The sequence below is a fragment of the Levilactobacillus brevis ATCC 14869 = DSM 20054 genome, from assembly GCF_001433855.1.
Classification (GTDB): domain Bacteria; phylum Bacillota; class Bacilli; order Lactobacillales; family Lactobacillaceae; genus Levilactobacillus; species Levilactobacillus brevis.
Genome location: NZ_AZCP01000003.1, coordinates 46,034 through 65,665, shown reverse-complemented (window position 1 = coordinate 65,665; position 19,632 = coordinate 46,034). Strand labels below are relative to the sequence as shown.

Annotated in this window: 14 protein-coding genes, 2 tRNA genes and 2 riboswitches; of the genes, 10 read left to right on the top strand and 6 right to left on the bottom strand. The window is 43.4% G+C overall.

The genetic code is table 11. From position 1 onward, the window contains the following. Window positions 1–38: 38 nt before the first annotated feature. A riboswitch (Fluoride riboswitch) is annotated at window positions 39–104 on the bottom strand. Window positions 105–210: 106 nt separating this feature from the next. After that, window positions 211–272: riboswitch (Fluoride riboswitch) on the top strand. Window positions 273–334: 62 nt separating this feature from the next. After that, window positions 335–2,608 carry an HAD-IC family P-type ATPase gene (locus tag FC61_RS06130; RefSeq protein ID WP_021741333.1) on the top strand — a complete coding sequence of 758 codons (2,274 nt, stop codon included), beginning with the start codon at window positions 335–337 and terminating at the stop codon, window positions 2,606–2,608. A 388-nt stretch (window positions 2,609–2,996) separates the two neighbouring features. Here the strand turns inward: FC61_RS06130 and FC61_RS06125 are convergent. Together FC61_RS06125 and FC61_RS06120 are read right to left on the bottom strand one after the other, a co-directional pair. Next, a tRNA-Lys gene (locus FC61_RS06125) sits at window positions 2,997–3,068 on the bottom strand. Window positions 3,069–3,295: 227 nt separating this feature from the next. Next, window positions 3,296–3,368, bottom strand: a tRNA-Lys gene (locus FC61_RS06120). A gap of 659 nt (window positions 3,369–4,027) precedes the next feature. Here FC61_RS06120 and yycF point away from each other — a divergent pair. The 8 genes from yycF to FC61_RS06080 all read left to right on the top strand — a co-directional run bounded on the left by yycF (window position 4,028) and on the right by FC61_RS06080 (window position 15,019). After that, entirely contained in the window at window positions 4,028–4,744 is a 717-nt protein-coding gene (gene yycF, locus FC61_RS06115) for a response regulator YycF (protein ID WP_011666843.1), read from the top strand. 44 nt (window positions 4,745–4,788) lie between these two features. Then, window positions 4,789–6,645, top strand: coding sequence for a cell wall metabolism sensor histidine kinase WalK (gene walK, locus FC61_RS06110; protein ID WP_021741329.1), 1,857 nt, complete (start codon window positions 4,789–4,791; stop codon window positions 6,643–6,645). Next, window positions 6,632–7,933, top strand: a complete 1,302-nt coding sequence (locus FC61_RS06105; RefSeq protein ID WP_021741328.1) for a YycH family regulatory protein — start codon at window positions 6,632–6,634, stop codon at window positions 7,931–7,933. Before walK ends, FC61_RS06105 begins: the two co-directional genes overlap by 14 nt. Window positions 7,934–7,955: 22 nt before the next feature. Beyond that, on the top strand, window positions 7,956–8,810 hold the full coding sequence (locus FC61_RS06100; RefSeq protein ID WP_021741327.1) for a two-component system regulatory protein YycI: 855 nt from the start codon (window positions 7,956–7,958) through the stop codon (window positions 8,808–8,810). A 163-nt stretch (window positions 8,811–8,973) separates the two neighbouring features. Continuing rightward, a complete protein-coding gene (locus FC61_RS06095) occupies window positions 8,974–9,783 on the top strand; it encodes an MBL fold metallo-hydrolase (protein ID WP_191976681.1) in 810 nt (269 codons plus the stop codon). Window positions 9,784–9,932: 149 nt separating this feature from the next. Beyond that, window positions 9,933–11,276 (top strand): S1C family serine protease, encoded by a 1,344-nt coding sequence (locus tag FC61_RS06090; RefSeq protein ID WP_021741325.1) that lies wholly within the window; start codon window positions 9,933–9,935, stop codon window positions 11,274–11,276. A 536-nt stretch (window positions 11,277–11,812) separates the two neighbouring features. Continuing rightward, on the top strand, window positions 11,813–12,292 hold the full coding sequence (gene rlmH / locus FC61_RS06085) for a 23S rRNA (pseudouridine(1915)-N(3))-methyltransferase RlmH (protein ID WP_011666849.1): 480 nt from the start codon (window positions 11,813–11,815) through the stop codon (window positions 12,290–12,292). Window positions 12,293–12,382: 90 nt separating this feature from the next. Further along, window positions 12,383–15,019, top strand: a complete 2,637-nt coding sequence (locus FC61_RS06080) for a hypothetical protein (RefSeq protein ID WP_021741323.1) — start codon at window positions 12,383–12,385, stop codon at window positions 15,017–15,019. 320 nt (window positions 15,020–15,339) lie between these two features. On the opposite strand, the gene FC61_RS06075 is transcribed toward FC61_RS06080, so the two are convergent. The 3 genes from FC61_RS06075 to FC61_RS06065 are packed head-to-tail and all read right to left on the bottom strand — an operon-like array spanning window position 15,340 to window position 16,888. Further along, complete coding sequence (locus FC61_RS06075; RefSeq protein WP_035464312.1) at window positions 15,340–15,759, bottom strand: hypothetical protein; 420 nt, start codon at window positions 15,757–15,759, stop codon at window positions 15,340–15,342. 10 nt (window positions 15,760–15,769) lie between these two features. Then, window positions 15,770–16,282 (bottom strand): hypothetical protein, encoded by a 513-nt coding sequence (locus FC61_RS06070; RefSeq protein WP_021741321.1) that lies wholly within the window; start codon window positions 16,280–16,282, stop codon window positions 15,770–15,772. Window positions 16,283–16,318: 36 nt separating this feature from the next. Next, a complete protein-coding gene (locus tag FC61_RS06065; RefSeq protein ID WP_021741320.1) occupies window positions 16,319–16,888 on the bottom strand; it encodes a hypothetical protein in 570 nt (189 codons plus the stop codon). A gap of 267 nt (window positions 16,889–17,155) precedes the next feature. Here FC61_RS06065 and FC61_RS06060 point away from each other — a divergent pair, with 267 nt between their 5' ends. Further along, complete coding sequence (locus FC61_RS06060) at window positions 17,156–17,608, top strand: hypothetical protein (RefSeq protein WP_021741319.1); 453 nt, start codon at window positions 17,156–17,158, stop codon at window positions 17,606–17,608. 133 nt (window positions 17,609–17,741) lie between these two features. Here the strand turns inward: FC61_RS06060 and FC61_RS06055 are convergent, their stop codons facing one another. Then, window positions 17,742–19,625 (bottom strand): bifunctional metallophosphatase/5'-nucleotidase, encoded by a 1,884-nt coding sequence (locus FC61_RS06055; protein ID WP_021741318.1) that lies wholly within the window; start codon window positions 19,623–19,625, stop codon window positions 17,742–17,744. Between the last annotated feature and the right edge of the window lie 7 nt (window positions 19,626–19,632).

The window sequence follows — 19,632 nt, the reverse complement described above, 5'->3', positions numbered from 1 at the left end:
TCTTTCTAAAAAAAAGACGACACCTACCTCCAATTAAAATAGAGGTAGGTGTCGTCAATTCTAATGAATAGTTTTTTTCGGTGAACACCATCACCGTTGTTTCGAAGTCATTATACTGCCATTTTTTTGAAAGTGCAAGAGGTAACAAGAATGATCAAATGAGCAATTTTTTGGTTTGCAACCGACAGACTTATGAAGTAAACTAAGTCTAATAACATAGGCGATGACGTTCGCCGTAATTAATTTTTAAATTTGATGACGTCTATTGTTCTGGGGTTAGTCTCGGGACAATAGGCGTCTTTTTATTTTCTTTCATAGGAGGAAGTGGGAAACGATGACTTTAAAGGGGTTAACAGATGAGCAGGCGGAGTTGCGTTTAAAAAAGGATGGTCCAAACGAAGTTGCCAGTCATGATTTTAATTTTGGCAAATCCGTACTGAGTCGTTTGTGGGAACCATCCGCGTGGATTCTAGAAGTAGCGCTAATTATTGAGATAGTGCTGGGTAAGACAATACAAGCTGGCTTTATTGTGCTCATGCTTCTATTTGCCGCTATAAATGGTGCGGTTCAGGAGGGGCGTGCCAGTCGAGTTCTCGGTAAGCTCTCCAAACAGTTAAGTTTGACATCCCGTGTGATTAGGTCTGATAAATGGATTTCAATACCAAGCAGGGCATTAGTCGTGGGAGATATTATAGATTTGCACCGGGGCAATCTCATACCTGCAGACGCCCAATTGTTGGATAGTGGCCTTGAAGTTGATGAAAGTAGCATCACAGGTGAATCAACGGCTGTTACAAAATCGGTTAAAGACAACGTCTATGCGGGTACTGAGATATTAAAGGGTAATTCTATGGCAGAAGTAATTGCAACCGGTGCAAGAAGTCGCTCAGGCAAAACCGTTAATTTGGCGACAACCTCTTCAGCTCCAGGACATTTACAGCAACTATTAAGTAGAATTATTGGTTATCTAGCAATTTTAGATACAGTATTAGCAGTAGTAATTTTAATAACTTCGTTTATTCGGGGCGAAAGCTCATTGTCTATGGTGCCGTTCTTAGGAATGTTATTTATTGCTACTATCCCCATAGCAATGCCATCAAGTTTTTCTGTTGCAAACGCTGTTGAAGCACGAGTTTTAAGTGACGAAGATATTCTAGTGAGCAACTTAACGGGTATTCAAGAAGCCGGTAACTTAAATATCTTGCTGGTTGATAAGACAGGAACAATTACGGAAAATCAAACGAAGGTCGTGTCTTTTCTGAATACAAGCCAACTGTCGGATTATGATGTCTTATACCTTGCTAGACAAGCGACTGACTATCATCAACCTAGTGTCGTCGATACCGCAGTTCAATCGTACACAGAAAAAATGGGTCAGTATAACGCGTTAGATTTTAAACCCTTTGACCCTAGTCTGGGGTACTCCGAGGCGATAGTAAATACTAGCCAAAAATCACATGTAATTCGCTTAGGATCTCTCAAAAGATTAGTTGACGCAGATACGATTGAGAGTGCTAAATGGCGCAAACAATTGAATACTGGACGTTCATTGGCCGTCACGGATGATGATGAGTTAATCGGTATTTTTATTTTGCGCGATGCGCCGCGGAACGATAGCCGAGCGTCAATTTTGGAAATTCAGCGTCGAGGAGTCCGTGTCATGATGTTAACTGGTGATAACGCAGTGACTGCTCAGCAAGTAGCTAGAGAAGTCGGACTAAAAGGCGATATCATTGCATCAGAAGATTTTCAAAAGATGACCGACTTTAGTAAAGTCGCTGGCATTGCTGGTGTTTTGCCCGAAGATAAACTTGCAATCGTGGAGAAGTTGCAGGTTGATGGATATGTGGTTGGGATGACTGGTGATGGCATCAATGATGCACCAGCGCTAAAAAGGGCTGAAGTCGGTGTAGCAGTGGCAAATGCAGCTGATTTAGCTAAAAAATCGGCAAAGATTATTTTAATGAAAACTGGTTTATCTTCCTTTCCCCAAATTTTAGATAGTGGTCACCGCGTGTACCAACGTATGATGACATGGACCATTACTAAATTAGCTCGAACGGCCGAACTAACGTTGATGTTAACTTTTGGTTATTTAGTTTTTAAGCAAATCCCATTGTCCTTAAATGCGATGGTACTAGTGGCTATTTTAAATGATCTTGTTACTTTGGTGCTGGGGACCGACAATACAACTATTTCCTACAAGCCAGAACAATGGAATTTTCGGCGTCTTAGCAGCATTGCGGGTATTTTGACGGTTGGTTGGACAGTGACAGGTATTGCGATGTTAACTTGGTTACATCAGTCGGAATTAGCTGCGGGCCAAATAAGCAGTGCGATGTACGTTTTCTTGATTGCAAGTGCCATGTTAACAATTTTGATGACACGCACTAAATCGTTCTTTTGGTCAAGTCGCCCTAGTAAGTGGGTTGTTACGGCAATTGCGCTTAACCTGTTTCTAACATTGGTTTTGTCTGTCTTTGGGCTGGGCATCGCGGCTATTTCAATTCGGTTGATTATAAAATTAATCATTTTAGTACTAGTTGTAGGTGTACTTTTGGACTGTGCGCTTGTATGGTTTTACAGTAAGAGAAATCCGAGAGAATAGTTCCTATGCGTGCCCGACGTAAAATACCCCCATGAGTAAAGCGTAATTCACAGCACTTTACTCTTGAGGGTATTTGTATTCTAAAGGCCCCTCAATATCATTTTGTTCCAGATTGTATACAATAAGCAAAAGTCTCAATACATCTTTGCTGGAGGGATTTTAAGACACAAAAAAAGAAACTCAGGTAACTTATACCCAAATTTCTTCTTTCGATTATACATAAGTCGTATAAAACGTGGTTTACACAACGGGTTTTCTTTTGATAGTGACTACCATTTTGACTACCATCGAAGTGATCTTCGCTGATATTTAATGAGTTGTCGTTTTTTACAAAAGCTGTTAAAACGCCGTTAAATGAACCTTAATGACACTTACTGGTGTTGATCAATGGGCAGTCAGGGGATCGAACCCTGGACCCACGGATTAAGAGTCCGTTGTTCTGCCAGCTGAGCTAACTGCCAATGTAAACATATTAAGCTTAAAACAATTTGCGTGGGTCTGTCTAGGAGACAAAATAACGGGAGCGTGCTAAAACACGGCCATTTCAGAAAATTAACGTCTGAACTGGCCGTGCGGTTGTCGCTGATAGTCGATGAATAAACATAAGCGATACGGATATTTATACTTGAAGGTACAAAAAAATCAGCAACCACGAAGTCGACTTCGTGAAAGCTGATTAGTAAGTGATGGGCAGTCAGGGGATCGAACCCTGGACCCACGGATTAAGAGTCCGTTGCTCTGCCAGCTGAGCTAACTGCCCATGTGATTAAGTTGTATGTCTTCCATATCAACGAGAACTATCATATCATGCAGGCCAGAGGTGCGCAACCCCTTTTTTGAAAAAAATTGATTTTTATTCAATTTTTTTTGCATTTTATGGTTTAGCTGTTGCCGACAAGGGGATCATCAAGTAAGATTTCCGGCAAAAAATAGCCGGGTAATAGGTAAGATAGGCGGCGATTTCGTGGTATGAGTAACAAGTAACTCGTTTGGTACAGCGTTAGATAAGTGACAGTTAAAATGATAAAAGGAAGCAGGCTTGATGAAAGCGCTTACTAAAATCAATGCGCAGTGAAAATTTAAACAGCTGACTAATGGAAGCATCATTTCCCGGGAAATATCCGGTTAAAGAAACCTTAAAAGCTTGGCTCTCTAGGACTGAAAGAAGTTTCATGATGTGTTATAATTCAGGTAGCGTTGATTTTGCCGACACTGGAACGTTATCAGGTCGGGCAACGCCTTGAAACGGGTGCCCCTAATTAGTGGGGACCATTATTCCTTGACTTTAAACGATGAAAGATTAAAAACTAACGTAGTGGCCCCATTGTCGGTGGTAATGTGACACCCGATGGCTGGCCTGCCGGTAATCCTGCAATTACCGGATTCACTTGTATTTCCCTTAAGGAGGAAATTTTTACTATGCCTAAGAAAATTCTCGTTGTTGATGATGAAAAGCCGATTTCTGATATTATGAAATTTAACCTCGAAAAAGAGGGGTATGAAGTAGCGGTTGCCTACGATGGTGAAGCAGCGGTGCAAGCCGTTGAAGAAGACGTCCCCGACTTAGTGATCCTAGATTTGATGTTGCCAAAGATTGATGGACTAGAAGTTGCTCGTGAGATTCGCAAGAAGCATGACATGCCGATTATCATGGTCACGGCTAAGGATTCTGAATTGGATAAGGTCTTGGGACTAGAATTGGGGGCGGATGATTACGTCACCAAGCCATTCTCTAACCGGGAATTAGTGGCGCGGGTTAAGGCTAACTTACGGCGGCAAAACACGGCAGCCCATGCTCAACCCGAAGAACCAGAAAACCAAGACATTGAAATTGGCGATTTGACGATTCATCCAGAGGCTTACTCTGTTTCTAAGCGGGGTGCCAACATCGAGTTGACCCACCGTGAATTTGAATTGCTCCATTACCTAGCCCAACACATTGGGCAAGTTATGACGCGGGAACACTTGCTACAAACAGTGTGGGGTTATGACTACTTTGGTGATGTGCGAACGGTGGACGTCACAGTCCGGCGGTTACGGGAAAAGATTGAAGATAGCCCGAGTCACCCAACGTGGTTAGTGACGCGCCGTGGGGTCGGTTACTACTTACGTAACCCGGATTCCGATCAAGCTTAACCTAGCGATAACGCTAAATCTCGCATTGAGGAGTATGTGACTTCGTGAATAGTAAAATTAGATGGTTTCAGTCGATTCATTTTAAGATTGCGTTGGTCTTCGCGCTACTCCTCCTGTTAACGCTGGAGATCGTTGGTGCCGTCTTTGTCCGGCAGTTGGAACGGCAAAATTTAAATACGTTTAAGGCCCAACAGGTCGTCCAAACGCATATCGTCAATCGCTTGTCAGATGAGCTATCGACGAGTGGGATGACCAAAAGTAATAAGCAAATTAAATCGACGCTGTCGGAAATCAACAACACTAATAATGCGCAGATCCGCGTCATTGATAATAAAGGAATTATCCGCGGAACTAACGAAGTGGATAACCAAGGAATTGTTGGGCAAAAAACTACTGACAATAACATTAAGAATGCCATTTATAATAACCGAGACGTGGTGCGGACAACCTATAGCTCTCAGAGCAATAGCCGCTACTATACCACCATTACGCGCTTAATTCGTACCCAAGGCAATAACAGCGAATTAGTCGGGGTTATTTATATGCGGTCGAGTTTAGACTCCGTTTACCAAAATATTAACCAGATTACTTTGATCTATGTCTCCGCTACTTTTGTAGCCATCATTTTGGGACTGGTCATGGCGATCATTATTTCCCGGGCAATTACCCGACCGATTGATGAAATGAAGAAGCAAACGTTGCGGATCGCTCGTGGCGACTACTCGGGCCACGTTCATGTTTATGGTAATGATGAATTGGGTCAGTTGGCTAGTGCGGTTAATAACCTGTCAGTCCGGGTGGAAGAAGCCCAGGAGTCTACGGAATCTGAGCGGCGACGGTTGGACTCAGTTATGGCCCACATGACGGACGGCGTGATTGCGACCGACCGCCGGGGGAACGTGACGATTATTAATGAAACGGCTAGCAGCTTTTTGGATCATGAACCGGATGATGCAGTGGGCAAGTCAATCTTGGACTTATTGGATATTCGGGATGACTATACGTTACGTGAACTTCTGGAAGACCCAGATGACTTGGTCTTGGACTTTTCAACCAAGGAACACGATCTGATCTTGCAGGCCTACTTCTCACTTATTCAACGGGAATCCGGATTTATTTCTGGGTTGGTCTGTGTGCTGCATGATGTCACGGAACAGCAGAAGATCGACCAAGATCGGCGTGAGTTCGTGTCAAACGTGTCTCATGAGTTGCGGACACCATTAACCAGTGTGCGGTCTTACATTGAAGCCTTGTCAGAAGGTGCTTGGAAGGACCCTAAGGTGGCACCAGACTTCTTAAAGGTGACACAAGAAGAAACGGACCGGATGATTCGGATGATTAATGACCTCTTGACCTTGTCACGGATGGACTCCGGGACGCAAAGAGTTGAGTTGGAAATGGTCAACCTAAATGAGTTGTTTAACTACGTCTTGGATCGTTTTGACATGATGTTAAAACAAGATGACCAGCCGGAAAAAACGTATACCATCAAACGGGACTTCACGAAGCGTGATCTCTGGGTGGAAATCGACACCGACCGCTTTACACAAGTGCTAGATAATTTGATGAATAATGCGATTAAGTATTCGCCAGACGGTGGGGTCGTGACGGCTCGCCTACTAGAGACCCATAACAACGTCATTTTAAGTGTTTCTGACCAAGGATTGGGGATTCCACGGGCAGATATTCCGCGGATCTTTGATCGGTTCTACCGGGTTGATAAGGCCCGTTCACGGGCACAAGGGGGAACCGGCTTGGGCCTCGCCATTTCGCGAGAAGTTGTGCAAATGTTAGGTGGCCGAATCTGGGTCGACAGTCGTGAAGGGCGCGGATCGACGTTCTATATTTCCTTGCCTTATAAGCCATATGATGAGGAGGATCTCTGGGATGAAGATAACTAAAACCTTTTTGCCTCTGGGATTAACCCTTGCTGTAGCGGTGAGTGTAGCCTTGTCAGCGATGATTTGGACGAACCCAGCGCAGTATGAACGTAACCGGCAGCGTAGTTCGAATACCACGACGACTGAATTAAGTGCGCGCCCCCAAAAGGACGTGTACTTACCGACGCAAGTGGTTTATACGAATGCTAATGGGAATCAGGAGTTGTTGAACAACCGTAAAGTGAGTTTGACAACGGAGATCAGAGAAGCCTTGTCAAAATGGGAACTGGGACGTGTGCGGACGGTTAACGTGTCATCAAAAGCGGCTTACATGAAGTTTTTGCAAACCAAGAGTAGCGTTTTGCTGTCCTATGCGGCGCCAATCAACGTGAAGATGTATAACACGGTTTTTGGCAGTCAGCTTAATCGTACGGCGACTAAGTTCTCACGGATCTTGGTACCGCTGACGGATACGGGAGATATTTACCTGTTAAACGATCAGGATCACCGGGTTTACCGGGTGACGGTACGCAAAAGTCACACGCAGGCGCTTAAACAAATCTTGCAGGAGAATTTATTTCGGATTAATGTGAAACTGGATTGGCTGAACCAAACAGTTATGCCATACGTCACGAGTCAGGTGACCGTCCCATCCTATAGTTATTTGGTTAACCAGCAGTCGACCGATTACTTTACCACGCGTTTGTTAAATAGTGGGGAATCGACCAACGTGTCAGCTAAGAAGAATAAAGATAGCACCACGTATAGTGATGGGGCATCGCGGCAAATGACCGTCTACAATAAGCGGGGGACCGCATTATTTGAGGATTATAGCGCGATGCAAGCCTCATTGAGCTTTAGCCAGGCGTTGACGGCTGGTTACTCAGCGGTGAAGTCCATTGGGTTGCCGATGGAAAACTTACGTTACTATGGCTATGATACGGGCAAATCAACGGTGACTTACCGGAGCTTTGTCGAAGGGTTCCCCATCTTTAATCAAAGTGATTATGGGGCGGCTAGGATTCAGATGCTATCGCAAGGCGTTCGGCGGTATAATTTCTCACTGTATAGTTTACAAGTTCCAGTACCAACGGATAAAAAGTCCGCGACGTTGCCAGGGACCCAACAGGTCATTGACCAGCTAACAGCGGCGGGGTATAGTCAAAAGAAAATCAGCACGTTGCAGTTAGGGTATCAGTGGAAGACGTCGACGTCTTCTGACAAGGTGGTTAATTTAACGCCAACCTGGTACGTGTACTACGCCGGTAGCTGGAAGACGTATACCCAAATGCTAAAGACACAGGCATAACAGTAAAGGAGGGCGGTCCGGCATGGATTTTCGCCGCATTGAGTGGTTGTTTCTCGTTGCGTTCATTGTCATCGATATATTCTTGTTTGCCGCCTTCCAGCGTGATACGTCTGGTGAAACGGATACGTCATCGAACCGTTCTAGTAGTGATACCACCATTTTAAAGGAAATGCGGGCTGATAATATTTCCTTTAAGGCGCCTTCTAAAAAGAGTGGCGAGGGGTATTACATTTCAACGAGTAACGATAGTAGTATCAAGAGTAGCCTGACCAGTTTGAGTAATCAAACGGTGCGTTACCAAAGTGATGGCACCATTACGTCAACGTTTAAGACGCCGATTACCGGCGTGGATACGCAGCATCCGGATAAGACCTTGGATACCGTGGTCAGCAACAGTACGCTGATTCTTAACGGGACGGACTACACGTATAATGCCAAGCTTTCTAGTCGTAATACGGTGGTCTATACGCAGGAGGTGGCGGATGGCCCAATCTATTCGCGGTATGGTGAGATTCGCTTTAGCCTGACCAATGCGGGCACTGTGACTGGCTATACGCAAGGCTACTTGGCAAACGTCTCAACGTTGCGGGAAAAGACGGAAACCATCTCGGAACGTAAAGCGTTGATCTGGTTGTATCAATATAATCAGATTCCCAACAATACCAAGGTGGTTTGGACAAAATTGGCCTACACCCGTTATTTCAATTTGAAGAATAGTAGCGTTTATATTCCCACGTGGGTTGTCGCGGTTAAGTCCAATAGTGGCAATAACGCTGGTGTTTTACAGTTGAAGCACGTGAATGCCTTTACCGGGGCCATCCTAACGAATGATAGCAATGTGAAGACGGTTAGCGGCTCGACAACGACGAGTGAGTAACGAAAATGATGTGAAGAGGCTGCCGTGGGGTAGCCTTTTTTCTTGGACCGGGGTCGCGTTAATTGCGAGATAACGAGATTAATATTAGTTACAAAGCGACTCAGATGCGGTATGATTACGGTATTGAAATAAAGGAGCGGTCAATTTGGATTTGCGGACGAAAATAACAGTAGCCGATGACTTACGGATCAGTGTGTTATCGAGTGGTAGCACTGGTAATGTTTGCTACGTGGAGAGCCCTAACGAGCGCATTATGATTGATGCGGGCTTGAGTGGTAAAAAGATTGAGAAGTTAATGGGTGATATCGACCGCAAGATGGCAGACGTCAATGCCTTGTTGGTGACCCACGAACATAGCGATCACCGCCAAGCCGTTGGGATCTTAGCCCGGCGTTATGAGCAGTTGAATGTTTATGCTAATGAAGGGACTTGGGACGCCATGAGTTCCAAGATTGGCAAGGTAGATCTGGCACAAAAGCACTTATTTGCGCCGGATACCGTGCAGACCTTTGGCGATATTGATGTGGAAAGCTTTTCAGTTTCCCATGACGCGGCAGAACCGCAGTTCTACGCGATTCACTACCACGGCAAGACGTTTGTCATTTTGACGGACACCGGGTATGTTTCGGAACATGTGGAAGGCATCATTAGCGATGCGGACGCGTACTTGTTGGAGTGTAACCATGACGTGGAAATGTTGCGGATGGGGGAGTATTCATGGCCCTTGAAGCAACGAATCCTGGGTGATAAGGGTCACCTGTCCAATGAAGAAGGAGCCGATACGCTGATGGATGTGCTGGGTAATCGCACCAAAAAGATTTATCTCGGTCATCGTAGTTTACACAATAATATGCAGTCCCTGTGTCATTTGACGGTGGCGTCAATGATGGAAAATCGGGACTTTGGCGTGGGCCATGACTTCCAATTGATTGATACCAATCCAGAAGAAGCAACGCCACTAGTCGCTTTATAAATTTTATGAAACTTTAGGACTTCAGCACTAAATCATCAAAAAAAATTCACACGCACCCGGTATGATAGGGGTATTAAAATAACGAAGCGGTTGAAGACCGGTTGGTTCGGACCGCTAAATGAGGAGGGTTCGCGCGCGAGCGCAATGTGATGGATAACAATAATAATCAATTTAATAACCAACAACATGATCATAATGAAGAAACCACACCAACTCCGGAACCACGGAAACGGCGGGGTGGCCTGACACTGACGAAAGTGGCAGTGACGGCTGCGGTCGCTGGACTCTTAGGCGGTGGGGTTGCGTACGGCGGTATCAACTACTTTAATAATAGTGGGATGAATGATACGGCGGTGCCAGCCGGGAGTAACTCGACCGGGAACACCAAGACCTCTAACGTCAACGTCAATGTCTCGAGTCAATCAACCAAGGCCTTTAATAAGGTTAAAGGGGCCATGGTCTCGGTGATTAATTTACAGAAGGAAAATAGTAGTAGTGGGACGCTTGGCCAATTATTCGGCTCAAGCTCGAGCTCCAATTCATCGAAATCCAAGTCAGAGCTGGAAGAAGCTTCCGAAGGTTCTGGGGTGATTTATAAGAAGGACGGTAACGTGGCTTACATCGTGACGAACAATCACGTGGTTTCCGGCTCTTCAGCCTTACGAGTCGTGACGAGTTCCGGTAAACAACTGCAAGCGAAGTTGGTTGGTAAGGATTCCGTTACCGACTTGGCCGTCTTAAAGGTTAACGGCTCGTCATTAAAGACCGTGGCGTCATTTGGAAACTCAGATAATATCAAGGTTGGGGAAACGGCCTTGGCAATTGGATCACCACTGGGTAGCCAGTACGCAACGTCATTGACGCAAGGGATCATCTCCGCCAAGAAGCGGACGATTGAGACGACTAATTCTTCGGGAACGCAAACCGGAAATGCGACGGTTATCCAGACGGATGCGGCGATTAACCCTGGGAACTCAGGGGGGGCCTTGATTAATGTTGGTGGCCAAGTGGTCGGCATTACCTCATCGAAGATCGCCAGTGATGCGGAAGGCACCAGCGTTGAAGGGATGGGCTTTGCCATTCCATCTAACGAAGTGGTCAATATCATCAATCAACTGGTCAAGAACGGGAAGGTCGTGCGGCCAGCGTTAGGGATTACCTACGTTGACTTGGCGAACGTTTCTAGTGCGCAACAGAAATCGATCCTGAAGTTACCATCTAATGTGGAAAACGGGGTCGTGGTGATGAGTGCTTCGGCGGGCTCACCAGCGAAGAAGGCTGGCTTGAGCAAGTACGATGTGATTACGGCGCTGGGCGGTCATCAGATTTCAGACCAATCCACGTTGCGAGATATTTTGTACAAGTATAAGCTGAACGATAAAGTCTCGATCACTTACTATCACAATGGTAAGAAGAAGACCAGCACCATTAAATTAACGGAAACATCTTCTCAATTAAAGACTAGCTCGACGACGGCAACGTCAGAGAGTTAGGCGCTAAATGAAAGCGACCGTGGGAATTTTCCTGCGGTCGCTTTTTTAGTATGATAAACTGTTTAGTGAAAAGCCGAAATTTATGGCGGCATTAAGCGGGATGAAAGCGCCAGCTTGGCGGATAAGGCCGAACGAACCGGTATAAATTGGGAGTAGTAATTCAGGCGATAAAAAAGATAGGTGCAAGGCTGTGGATAACTCAGGGAATAACTTTGGCCACAAAATGGGAGAAAAGTTATGAACAGGGTGAAACCGGGAATGGAACCGGTGCAAAAGTTATCCACAGGTATTGGGGATAACTGTGGATAATAAAAGTATTGATCGCTATTGTGGACGAAAAGACTGTCACCGTAGGGTTTGTAAGCGGACAGAACGAACGCGCGTTTTGTCTGTGTCTTGTGGATAACTAAAAAATCATTGACATTTTAAGAAAAAATAAATGTAGTGGGTCGGGCCAATGAAACCACTATATCTAGGAAAACGGCTTATCCACCTGTGGATAACTTTGTGGATAAGCTGTGCATAGGAGGCTAATTATGAACATTAAATTTGTGGTTGTGGGTAAACTCAAGGAAAAGTATTTCAAACAGGGGATTGCGGAGTATGCCAAACGGCTGTCGCGTTTCTGTAAATTTTCAATAGTGGAGGTGCCAGATGAAAAGGCGCCGGAGAATTTATCGCAAGCGGAAATGGATCGGGTAATGGCAGAGGAAGGGGAGCGAATACTGGCGAAGATCAAGGACCGCGAGTACGTGTATGCGCTGGCGATTTTGGGCAAGGAACGCTCGTCGGAGGCATTCGCCAAGGAAATTAAGGATCTAACCACGTACGGTCACTCGGATATTACGTTCGTGATTGGCGGCTCGCTGGGGTTGACTCCAGCCGTCTTGAAGCGTGCCGACACGCAGATTTCCTTTGGTAAGTTCACCCTGCCTCACCAGTTGATGCGGCTGGTGCTGACGGAGCAGGTGTATCGGGCATTTATGATTAATGAGGGGAGTCCATATCACAAGTGATGCGATAGATGCGCTTGTGTATCACATCACAAATAACCGCTTATAATTGGTGAATGCTGAAATAAATTGTAATTTTTTGGGGGGTTGAATATGGATAACGAAAAGATTAGAGTGTTTATTAGTTCATCTATGAATGACGAACATGGAATACATTGGCTTGATATTCGTAGAAACTTGAAAATATTATTAGAATCTAATCCGTTATTGAAAGTGTTTGAAATTGAAAATAGGGCTGCAACACGTGATCCAGAGAGTGTATTTTTAAATGAAGTTACTAATTCCAATTTAGTAATTCTTCTGGTTGGATCAGTGATAAGATCAGGTACCTACGCTGAGTACCAAAGAGCGTTAGAATTAAAAGTTCCTCTGCTTGTGTATTTTGATAAGACTTTAAGCACTATAGATGGCAATGCGATTGATCCAAAGGTAACAATGGATGCCAAGCATTTTAAAAATGAATTGATAGCTGATAACAGAGAAACATTTAATGAAACTAATTTATTAGATTTTAATGGTAATAATATTCTACGAGATACACTTGATGAAATACGCTCACGATATGTTGTAGATGTTGAAGGAAAAGCAAAGTATTCAAAGATTGTGGGAACTAACAATAGTAATGTTAATTTCACTAGTACACTTAGCTTATTTGAAAAGAATAAAGATAATCTGTATGATACCTTATTTCAAAAACATATTGACATTAAGGATAATGAGTTTGGGTTGAAGTCCATTAACTGGTTACTACAGGGTTCAGATTTACCAAGTGTTCAGGAGTATATCAATTTTGTTAAGAGTGAAAAAAGCTTAGGTGAATTTTTACCTATTATTCAAGAAAGATGGAGATCATTTTTGAATAATATGGATAGAAATTATGAACTAGCAACGACAATAGAAAGTAATGTATTACAGAATTTGGATGATGGTAAAAAAAAGGTACCAGAATGGTTAGTCGATGATTTGTTGATTGATTGCAGAAACTTATATTTTAATTCCAATCAGTATGATGAAAGTGCTAAGATTCAAAAGAGAATTGAAAATAGATCAAATATCCTGGTTTATCCGGTACTAGATAGATTTAAATCGGAAGCATTGCAGGAATTAGATAATGAAATGCAGAAGTATAATTTACAGTCTCCTGATACTGTGAATTTTGGTAGCTCTTTGCCAGTTATTGTGGGAAAGTTACAAGACTACTTTTTTATTGCATTAATTTTTGGTTCTGCAACGCATATTAAAGGTACAAGACGATTATTGGCAGATGTACTTAGTAAATACGGTTTAGAGTTTGAGGATCCGTATTTGGTTATACAGGCGATCAGATTATATTTTTTAAATGGGCAAACTGAAGTCGGGATTAAACTATTTGATAAAAATAAGCGTTTATTGTTTTCTCAATTTAACCATGAAATTGATGACATGTTTTCCATTTTTGATTCGAAGTATTGCATAAATAATATTTCGGGCAGGCTTGAGTTCATTAAAAATTGGGGCCAACAGGTTAATCAGGGTAATTTTGATAAGGCAGTTCGGTTTATCTACTCTATTCTTGAAGATAAAGATGATACAAACATTATTGGTGTAGGTGCAGCTTTGGTAGTACTTTCAAAAAGACTAAAACCAAATCAAGTTATAGAATTAACATATAAAATTATGAAGAAGAGTCATATAAGTCCTATAGATCTAGGTTATATTCCCAGAATACTTGTTTCCCATAATGTAAATGAATATGATACGTTAACATTCAGTAGCAGAGTAAAAGAATTAGCTGAGATGGCTCCTAAAGAATTACCATTTGGTGATTTCAGTTTAGTTGCACCAGCAATAAGAGAACTTAATAATCCTGATCTTCTCAATAGTGTAAGGGAACATTCATTGGCTATGACTTTTAATCTTAGATTATTGTTAGATGGTGGGAATTTTTCGGAGGATTACCTAGTGGGTCTAAAAAGCACATTAGAAAAAGACATTGAGGAGTCAAAACAAAGTGGGATATCTCTTGGGGGAAATAAAAATATTTGGTGCCTGGAATCAGCGATTATTGGTTTTGAGTTATCACAGAATGATATTAATAAAGCAACAGTAATTTTAGTTGATCTGTTAAAGAAGGCTGTTACGGGAACAAGTCTTTCAATCATACTAGGTGTATTGGAAGTTATGGTTGAACTTTTGGAAAAGATTTATTTAAATAACTTAAACGTCCCAGAATATTTTAAAAACGTTGGGAACATCTATTTATCAGAATCAGCTAAAAAAGCTACGAGTATAGAGACATTTGCTAGAACGTATCGTGACATTAATAGTTTATTATTAATTATTAATTACACATTATTATCTAACGATAGTGTATGGCTAAATGTATATGCAAATTCAAATAAGTATACGGTTAAGGCTTGCATACTAGCAATAGAAAGAGATATAAGTGGTAATAAGGCTAGGTATGATTATATTAAAATTTGGCTGAATTCAAACAATGCAGAAATTACTTTAGAGGTAATCCCACTTGCCATTTACCTACTCTTTTGTGAGAATCAAGTGGATATGTTAGAGAGAATATTAGGACTACATACTTCTGAGTCGATTGAAGTACGTGCTAAAGTAATAACAACTCTTATGCGGTATAAAAAATATGTAACAACGGAAAACTTCCAAGATATAATTAAAACATTTAGTTCAGATAATGATTGGAGAATACGACACATGGCTTCTGAAATTAGAAAGAATTAATGGCTTTCTATGGGGGGTGAGTTCTTGCATTCATATCGCGTCGATTTTGCGGTCAGTTATAAAATGTCGGGGGTTCTGATCCTATGTCGTAAATCTGATTGATTCATTTGAAAGTCATTATGTCATGGAAGTACCTATTCAGTTAGTATGATTGTGTGGTACCCAGCTGTGTATACTTATAGAACGTTGAGATGCTGTTATGGGTCTTCGTATCATAAGCGATGTAAAAGAAGAATCCAAACCAACACAAAGAGCCAACAAGCGGACGATAACGCCACTTGTTGGCTCTTTGCTTTGAACGCGATATTGGTAACTAAGTCTCACCGTTTGAAAATGGTTGCGCCGTATTGCTCATTTCCGGTGTAGTTTCCCTTGAGACCGTGTATATGTTTGGGCACGATATCGAAATGTTTGGTACTAAATATTTTGACTTTTACCGGTTGTGAAGCCTTTTTTGAGTAATGCAGACGGCCGTAATAGATAGTCTTACTGTGTCGTTTAAGACCGGTGAAATACCATTGGGCGTTTCCAGCAGCAGTTCTTAAGTGTAGCTTATTTCCCTTAACCTGAGTCTTGTCATGAAAGCCACCTTGGGCGCCATCGGTTAGTCGATACCAAGTATGATGGCGAATGGTGCTGGGAAGATAAGTTATTTTGGCACTGGCCGTGGTCGGTAGTACAAGTGGTGATAGTGTCACGGCCGCCAGAGACAGCGCGATTAATGAGCTTACTTTACGCATAGTGGGCCTCCTAGAAATTTGGTAAATGATTGAGCGTATAATACCAACCATCTTTAGTCATGAAGGTGGTGTATGACCAGACCGTGTATGGGGGATTGATCTGATAGCCACCGTCATTGTTGGATGGGTCAAATTCACCTAAAGTCCAATGTTTATGATTGTTCATATACCGCCAGCTTGGCTTGACGTGATAGACATCGTCACTATTTCGAGTGCCAAACGTATACCAACCGTTATGTTTACGAACGAAGTAGTATTTCGCTCGGATATGGCTGTGGTGCCAGTTACCCTTGCGGTTGGTCTTAGTAGCAAAAAAGACGCTGTGTTTGGCGAAATGAAGTCGGCTATAATTCCAATTACCATTATAATCTTGTTGGCAAGAGTACCAGTATTTATGGTGACGTAGGGTATAGGGATTGGTATAGTATTTCGTTTTGGCGTTGGCCGTCATGGTTGGCGTGATACTAGCAAATAGGCCAGCCGATGCGACCAGTAAAATCAGATTTTTTAAGTGTTTTTTCATCATTATTTCTCCTGATAGTTCGAAGTATCCAGTCGACTATTTACCACCATATAGATTCACAATGGTTAGATGTTTAGTGGACATGTAGACGGGATGGTTGTATTTTTTCTTCGTTAGTAGCAATACTTTTCCCTTTTTTTCGATTGTGATTGGATAATATGCCAATGCAGTGGTGTGCTTGTACTTGACTGGTTGAATCATCCCAGTGAAAAAGGTGTTGTCAGAAATGTTCCAGTGATTACCGTTTACGGAGAAGTAATACCACCCATGACTTTCCTTTCGCAAGTCAACGCTAGGAACTAACTTGCCTTTGTAGGCAGTTTTCCAGTTTTTAACATAGGTTAGAGTCTTGGAGACAGTCTTTCCGTGTTTTTTAACCGGGACAACGAATCCCTTTTTACGAACTGATAGTTTGAGGGGATGCTTATCCGTACTGTACCCAAATCCATACCAATTTCCTCGAATAGATTTTGGAGCGGTTCGAACGGTCTTCATTTTATTTCCAAAAGACCAGATAGTTTTGGCGTTTGCTGTAGTGTCAGCAAGTCCCAACGCTGTTGTAACAGTGAATAGAGCTAGCAGCCATTCCTTTTTATGTAGTATCATCGATGTAGCCTCCTTATTAGCCTTAGTATACGTAACTCTGAAAGCCCTTCAAGTCCACTATGACCAACCGTTTTCCTTGAGTTTTCCAGCGCATGTTTGAAGCTTCTTTCAATTCATCATTGCGCGTTCTCAGCATGGTAGTTTAGGAAGGCGACAAGGAAAAAGAACGTCTGAATGGCAATACCTAATCCGATTACATTGAACCGATAAATCAGCTAAACTAGTTAATGAAAGCGCACAACAGTTTTAATTAGGAGGAAGAAGCACATGAGAAAAATTGCGAAGTTAGCAATGACGGCGATGACCGTCTTATTAGTGGGCGGCACGGTATCGACAACGGCTAGTGCGGCAACTTGGCACAAAGGGACACCTAAGGCGTTACGTGGCAAGTATCAAGGGAAACGGACCTCATCGGTTCAGGGATTCGGCCCCGCTTATACACTTACTGCTAAAAAGTTTGATATCAGCGAGTCTAATATGCCCGATCAACTGGTAACACATTTAAAGTACAAAAAGATCGGTACGCATTTGTACAGACTTAAAGGCCACATGGCTAAAAGTGGGTTTGTACTCGGCGGCAACATGGATTATGCTGTTTATCGCAAGGGTAAAACCTTTGCTTCTACCGGATATAGTTACCATAAAAAGCATGGCTTCAGTAAGTATGATTATGCGAAGAAGGTTAACCATTTTAAAGATGGCGGTGCCATTTTACATTAGTGTGCCGCGTATAAGCCATTACTTGAAAGCGACAAAAAACGGCTAACCAGCCTTAGCGACCAGTCAACCGTTTCTCAGCAACCACCACCGCGCGTTTTCTTGCGGTTGGTGATTTTTATTTTATATACCTGTTCTATCCCAATGCCACCTGTTCAACTGGCTGTGTGTGAGTAGCCATCGCGCTACCAGCCGGCTGATAAATCTTGCGATCCAGAGTTGGGGCCTTGATTGGGGTGTTGGCCGCCGCCATATCCTTGAAATATTGGACAAAGACATCGGTATCAGCGCCAATGGAGGCCTTGATCGGTGTGTTCTTGAAAGCGTAGAAATTATCACCACCACCATGCAAGAAATCATTGATCACCACGCGATAGGTGGCCGTCATGCTGACCGGGGTCCCATCGTCTTTCTTGATATCAACGACCTTGTACGGCTGTTTGGCATCATTATTATCTGTATAAGTGTAACGCAAGCCCGAGATTTGTAGGTAAAAGGCTTGGTTTTCATCGTATTGCTGGTTCAGAGCATCCTTAATTTGTTGGCCCGTCATCTCGACCACTTGTAAAATATTGCCAAATGGTTGAACGGCCACGGCCGCGCCCCAAGTGATATCGCCTTGTTTAGTGACCGCCAAATCGGCACGAACACCACCGTTATTAGTCATTGCAAAGTCGGGTGTCGTTCCGGCCTTTTGGGCTTCGTAACGTTGCGCATCGACCACTAATTCTCCGGCGGCATTTTCCATGGTCTTACTGTTGTTATTGCGACCGGTGATGGGTTCCGGTGTGGCCGCCTTACCGATAACCGCATTAACCTTTGGTGCCACTCGCTTATCCGCGTCCTTCACAATCGCAACGACTTTTGCGTTACTCTTAGCCTTGGGATTGGCTTTAGCTGGCAAGACAGGGTAGACGTGGGATTCTAAGTGCATAAATTTCCCCGTTTTCGGATTGATATAGCCTTGCGTATCGTTATAAGCTTTCCCGGTGTAAACGGCCTGGACCACGTGAGTTTTGCCTACCGTAGCATTGGCATATTGGTGAGAATGGCCGGCAACGTACAGCCCAACGTGATTCTGCTTATCCAATTGATTAACTTTATTCAGGATAGATACGGCGCTACCGTCAGTTTTACCATCTTGGCTGGCAATGCCCGTGTGAGCCATTACCACAACGGCTTTGACGCCCTTTTTATTTAAAATCTTGTCGTATTTTGCAATTGTCTTGGCCTCATCCAAAACCTGGTAGTTTTGGTAGTTTTTCAACAGAGTCAGATGGGGAAGATCGGTGGTTTCAATACCGATAAAGCCAACCTTGGCCGTCTTTCCATGGGCCTTAATCGTTTTAATGGTATAGGGCTTGTAACCGTATGGAATCTTATGATTAGACTTCTTAACCACATTGGCCACGACCAAGTTAATCTTTGAGGCCTGATGTGGATAGTTTTTAATCAAGGAATCGGCACTGGCCGCGGGTTTATGGCCTTTCAAAATGCGGTTAAATTCACCCAGACCGTGATCAAATTCATGGTTCCCCAACGTCCCAATTTGAAAGTTCATCGCCCGCAGTGCGTGCATCGTTGACTCATGGGCTAACAGTGTTGAGTTAGCCGGCGAGGCGCCGACCATGTCACCGGCTTCAACCCGGAAGGTATTGGCCGCTTTGGCGTGTTGGCTCTTTTTGAACTGGTTTTGCGCCTGGTCCAATGAACCACTTAACCGGGCTACGGTTCCCACATCATTATAGGTTTTCGTCCCGATGGTGACGCTCCCCGTGGTTTCCAGGCCACCGTGTAAGTCATTAATGCCGAGGATTTGGATGGGGATGGCTTGTTTGTACTTTTTAGCCACTTTTTTGAATCCCGGTTGGCTGGTGGGAACGCGATACTTGTCGGTTTGCGTGGTGACCTTGGCCGCTTGCCCGGTATCGGCTAAGCCGGGCAGGGCAGTAACACTACCGGCTGCTAATAAGGATACGAATAAACTATAGAGTAATTTATGGTGATGAACACTTGCCATGATGATA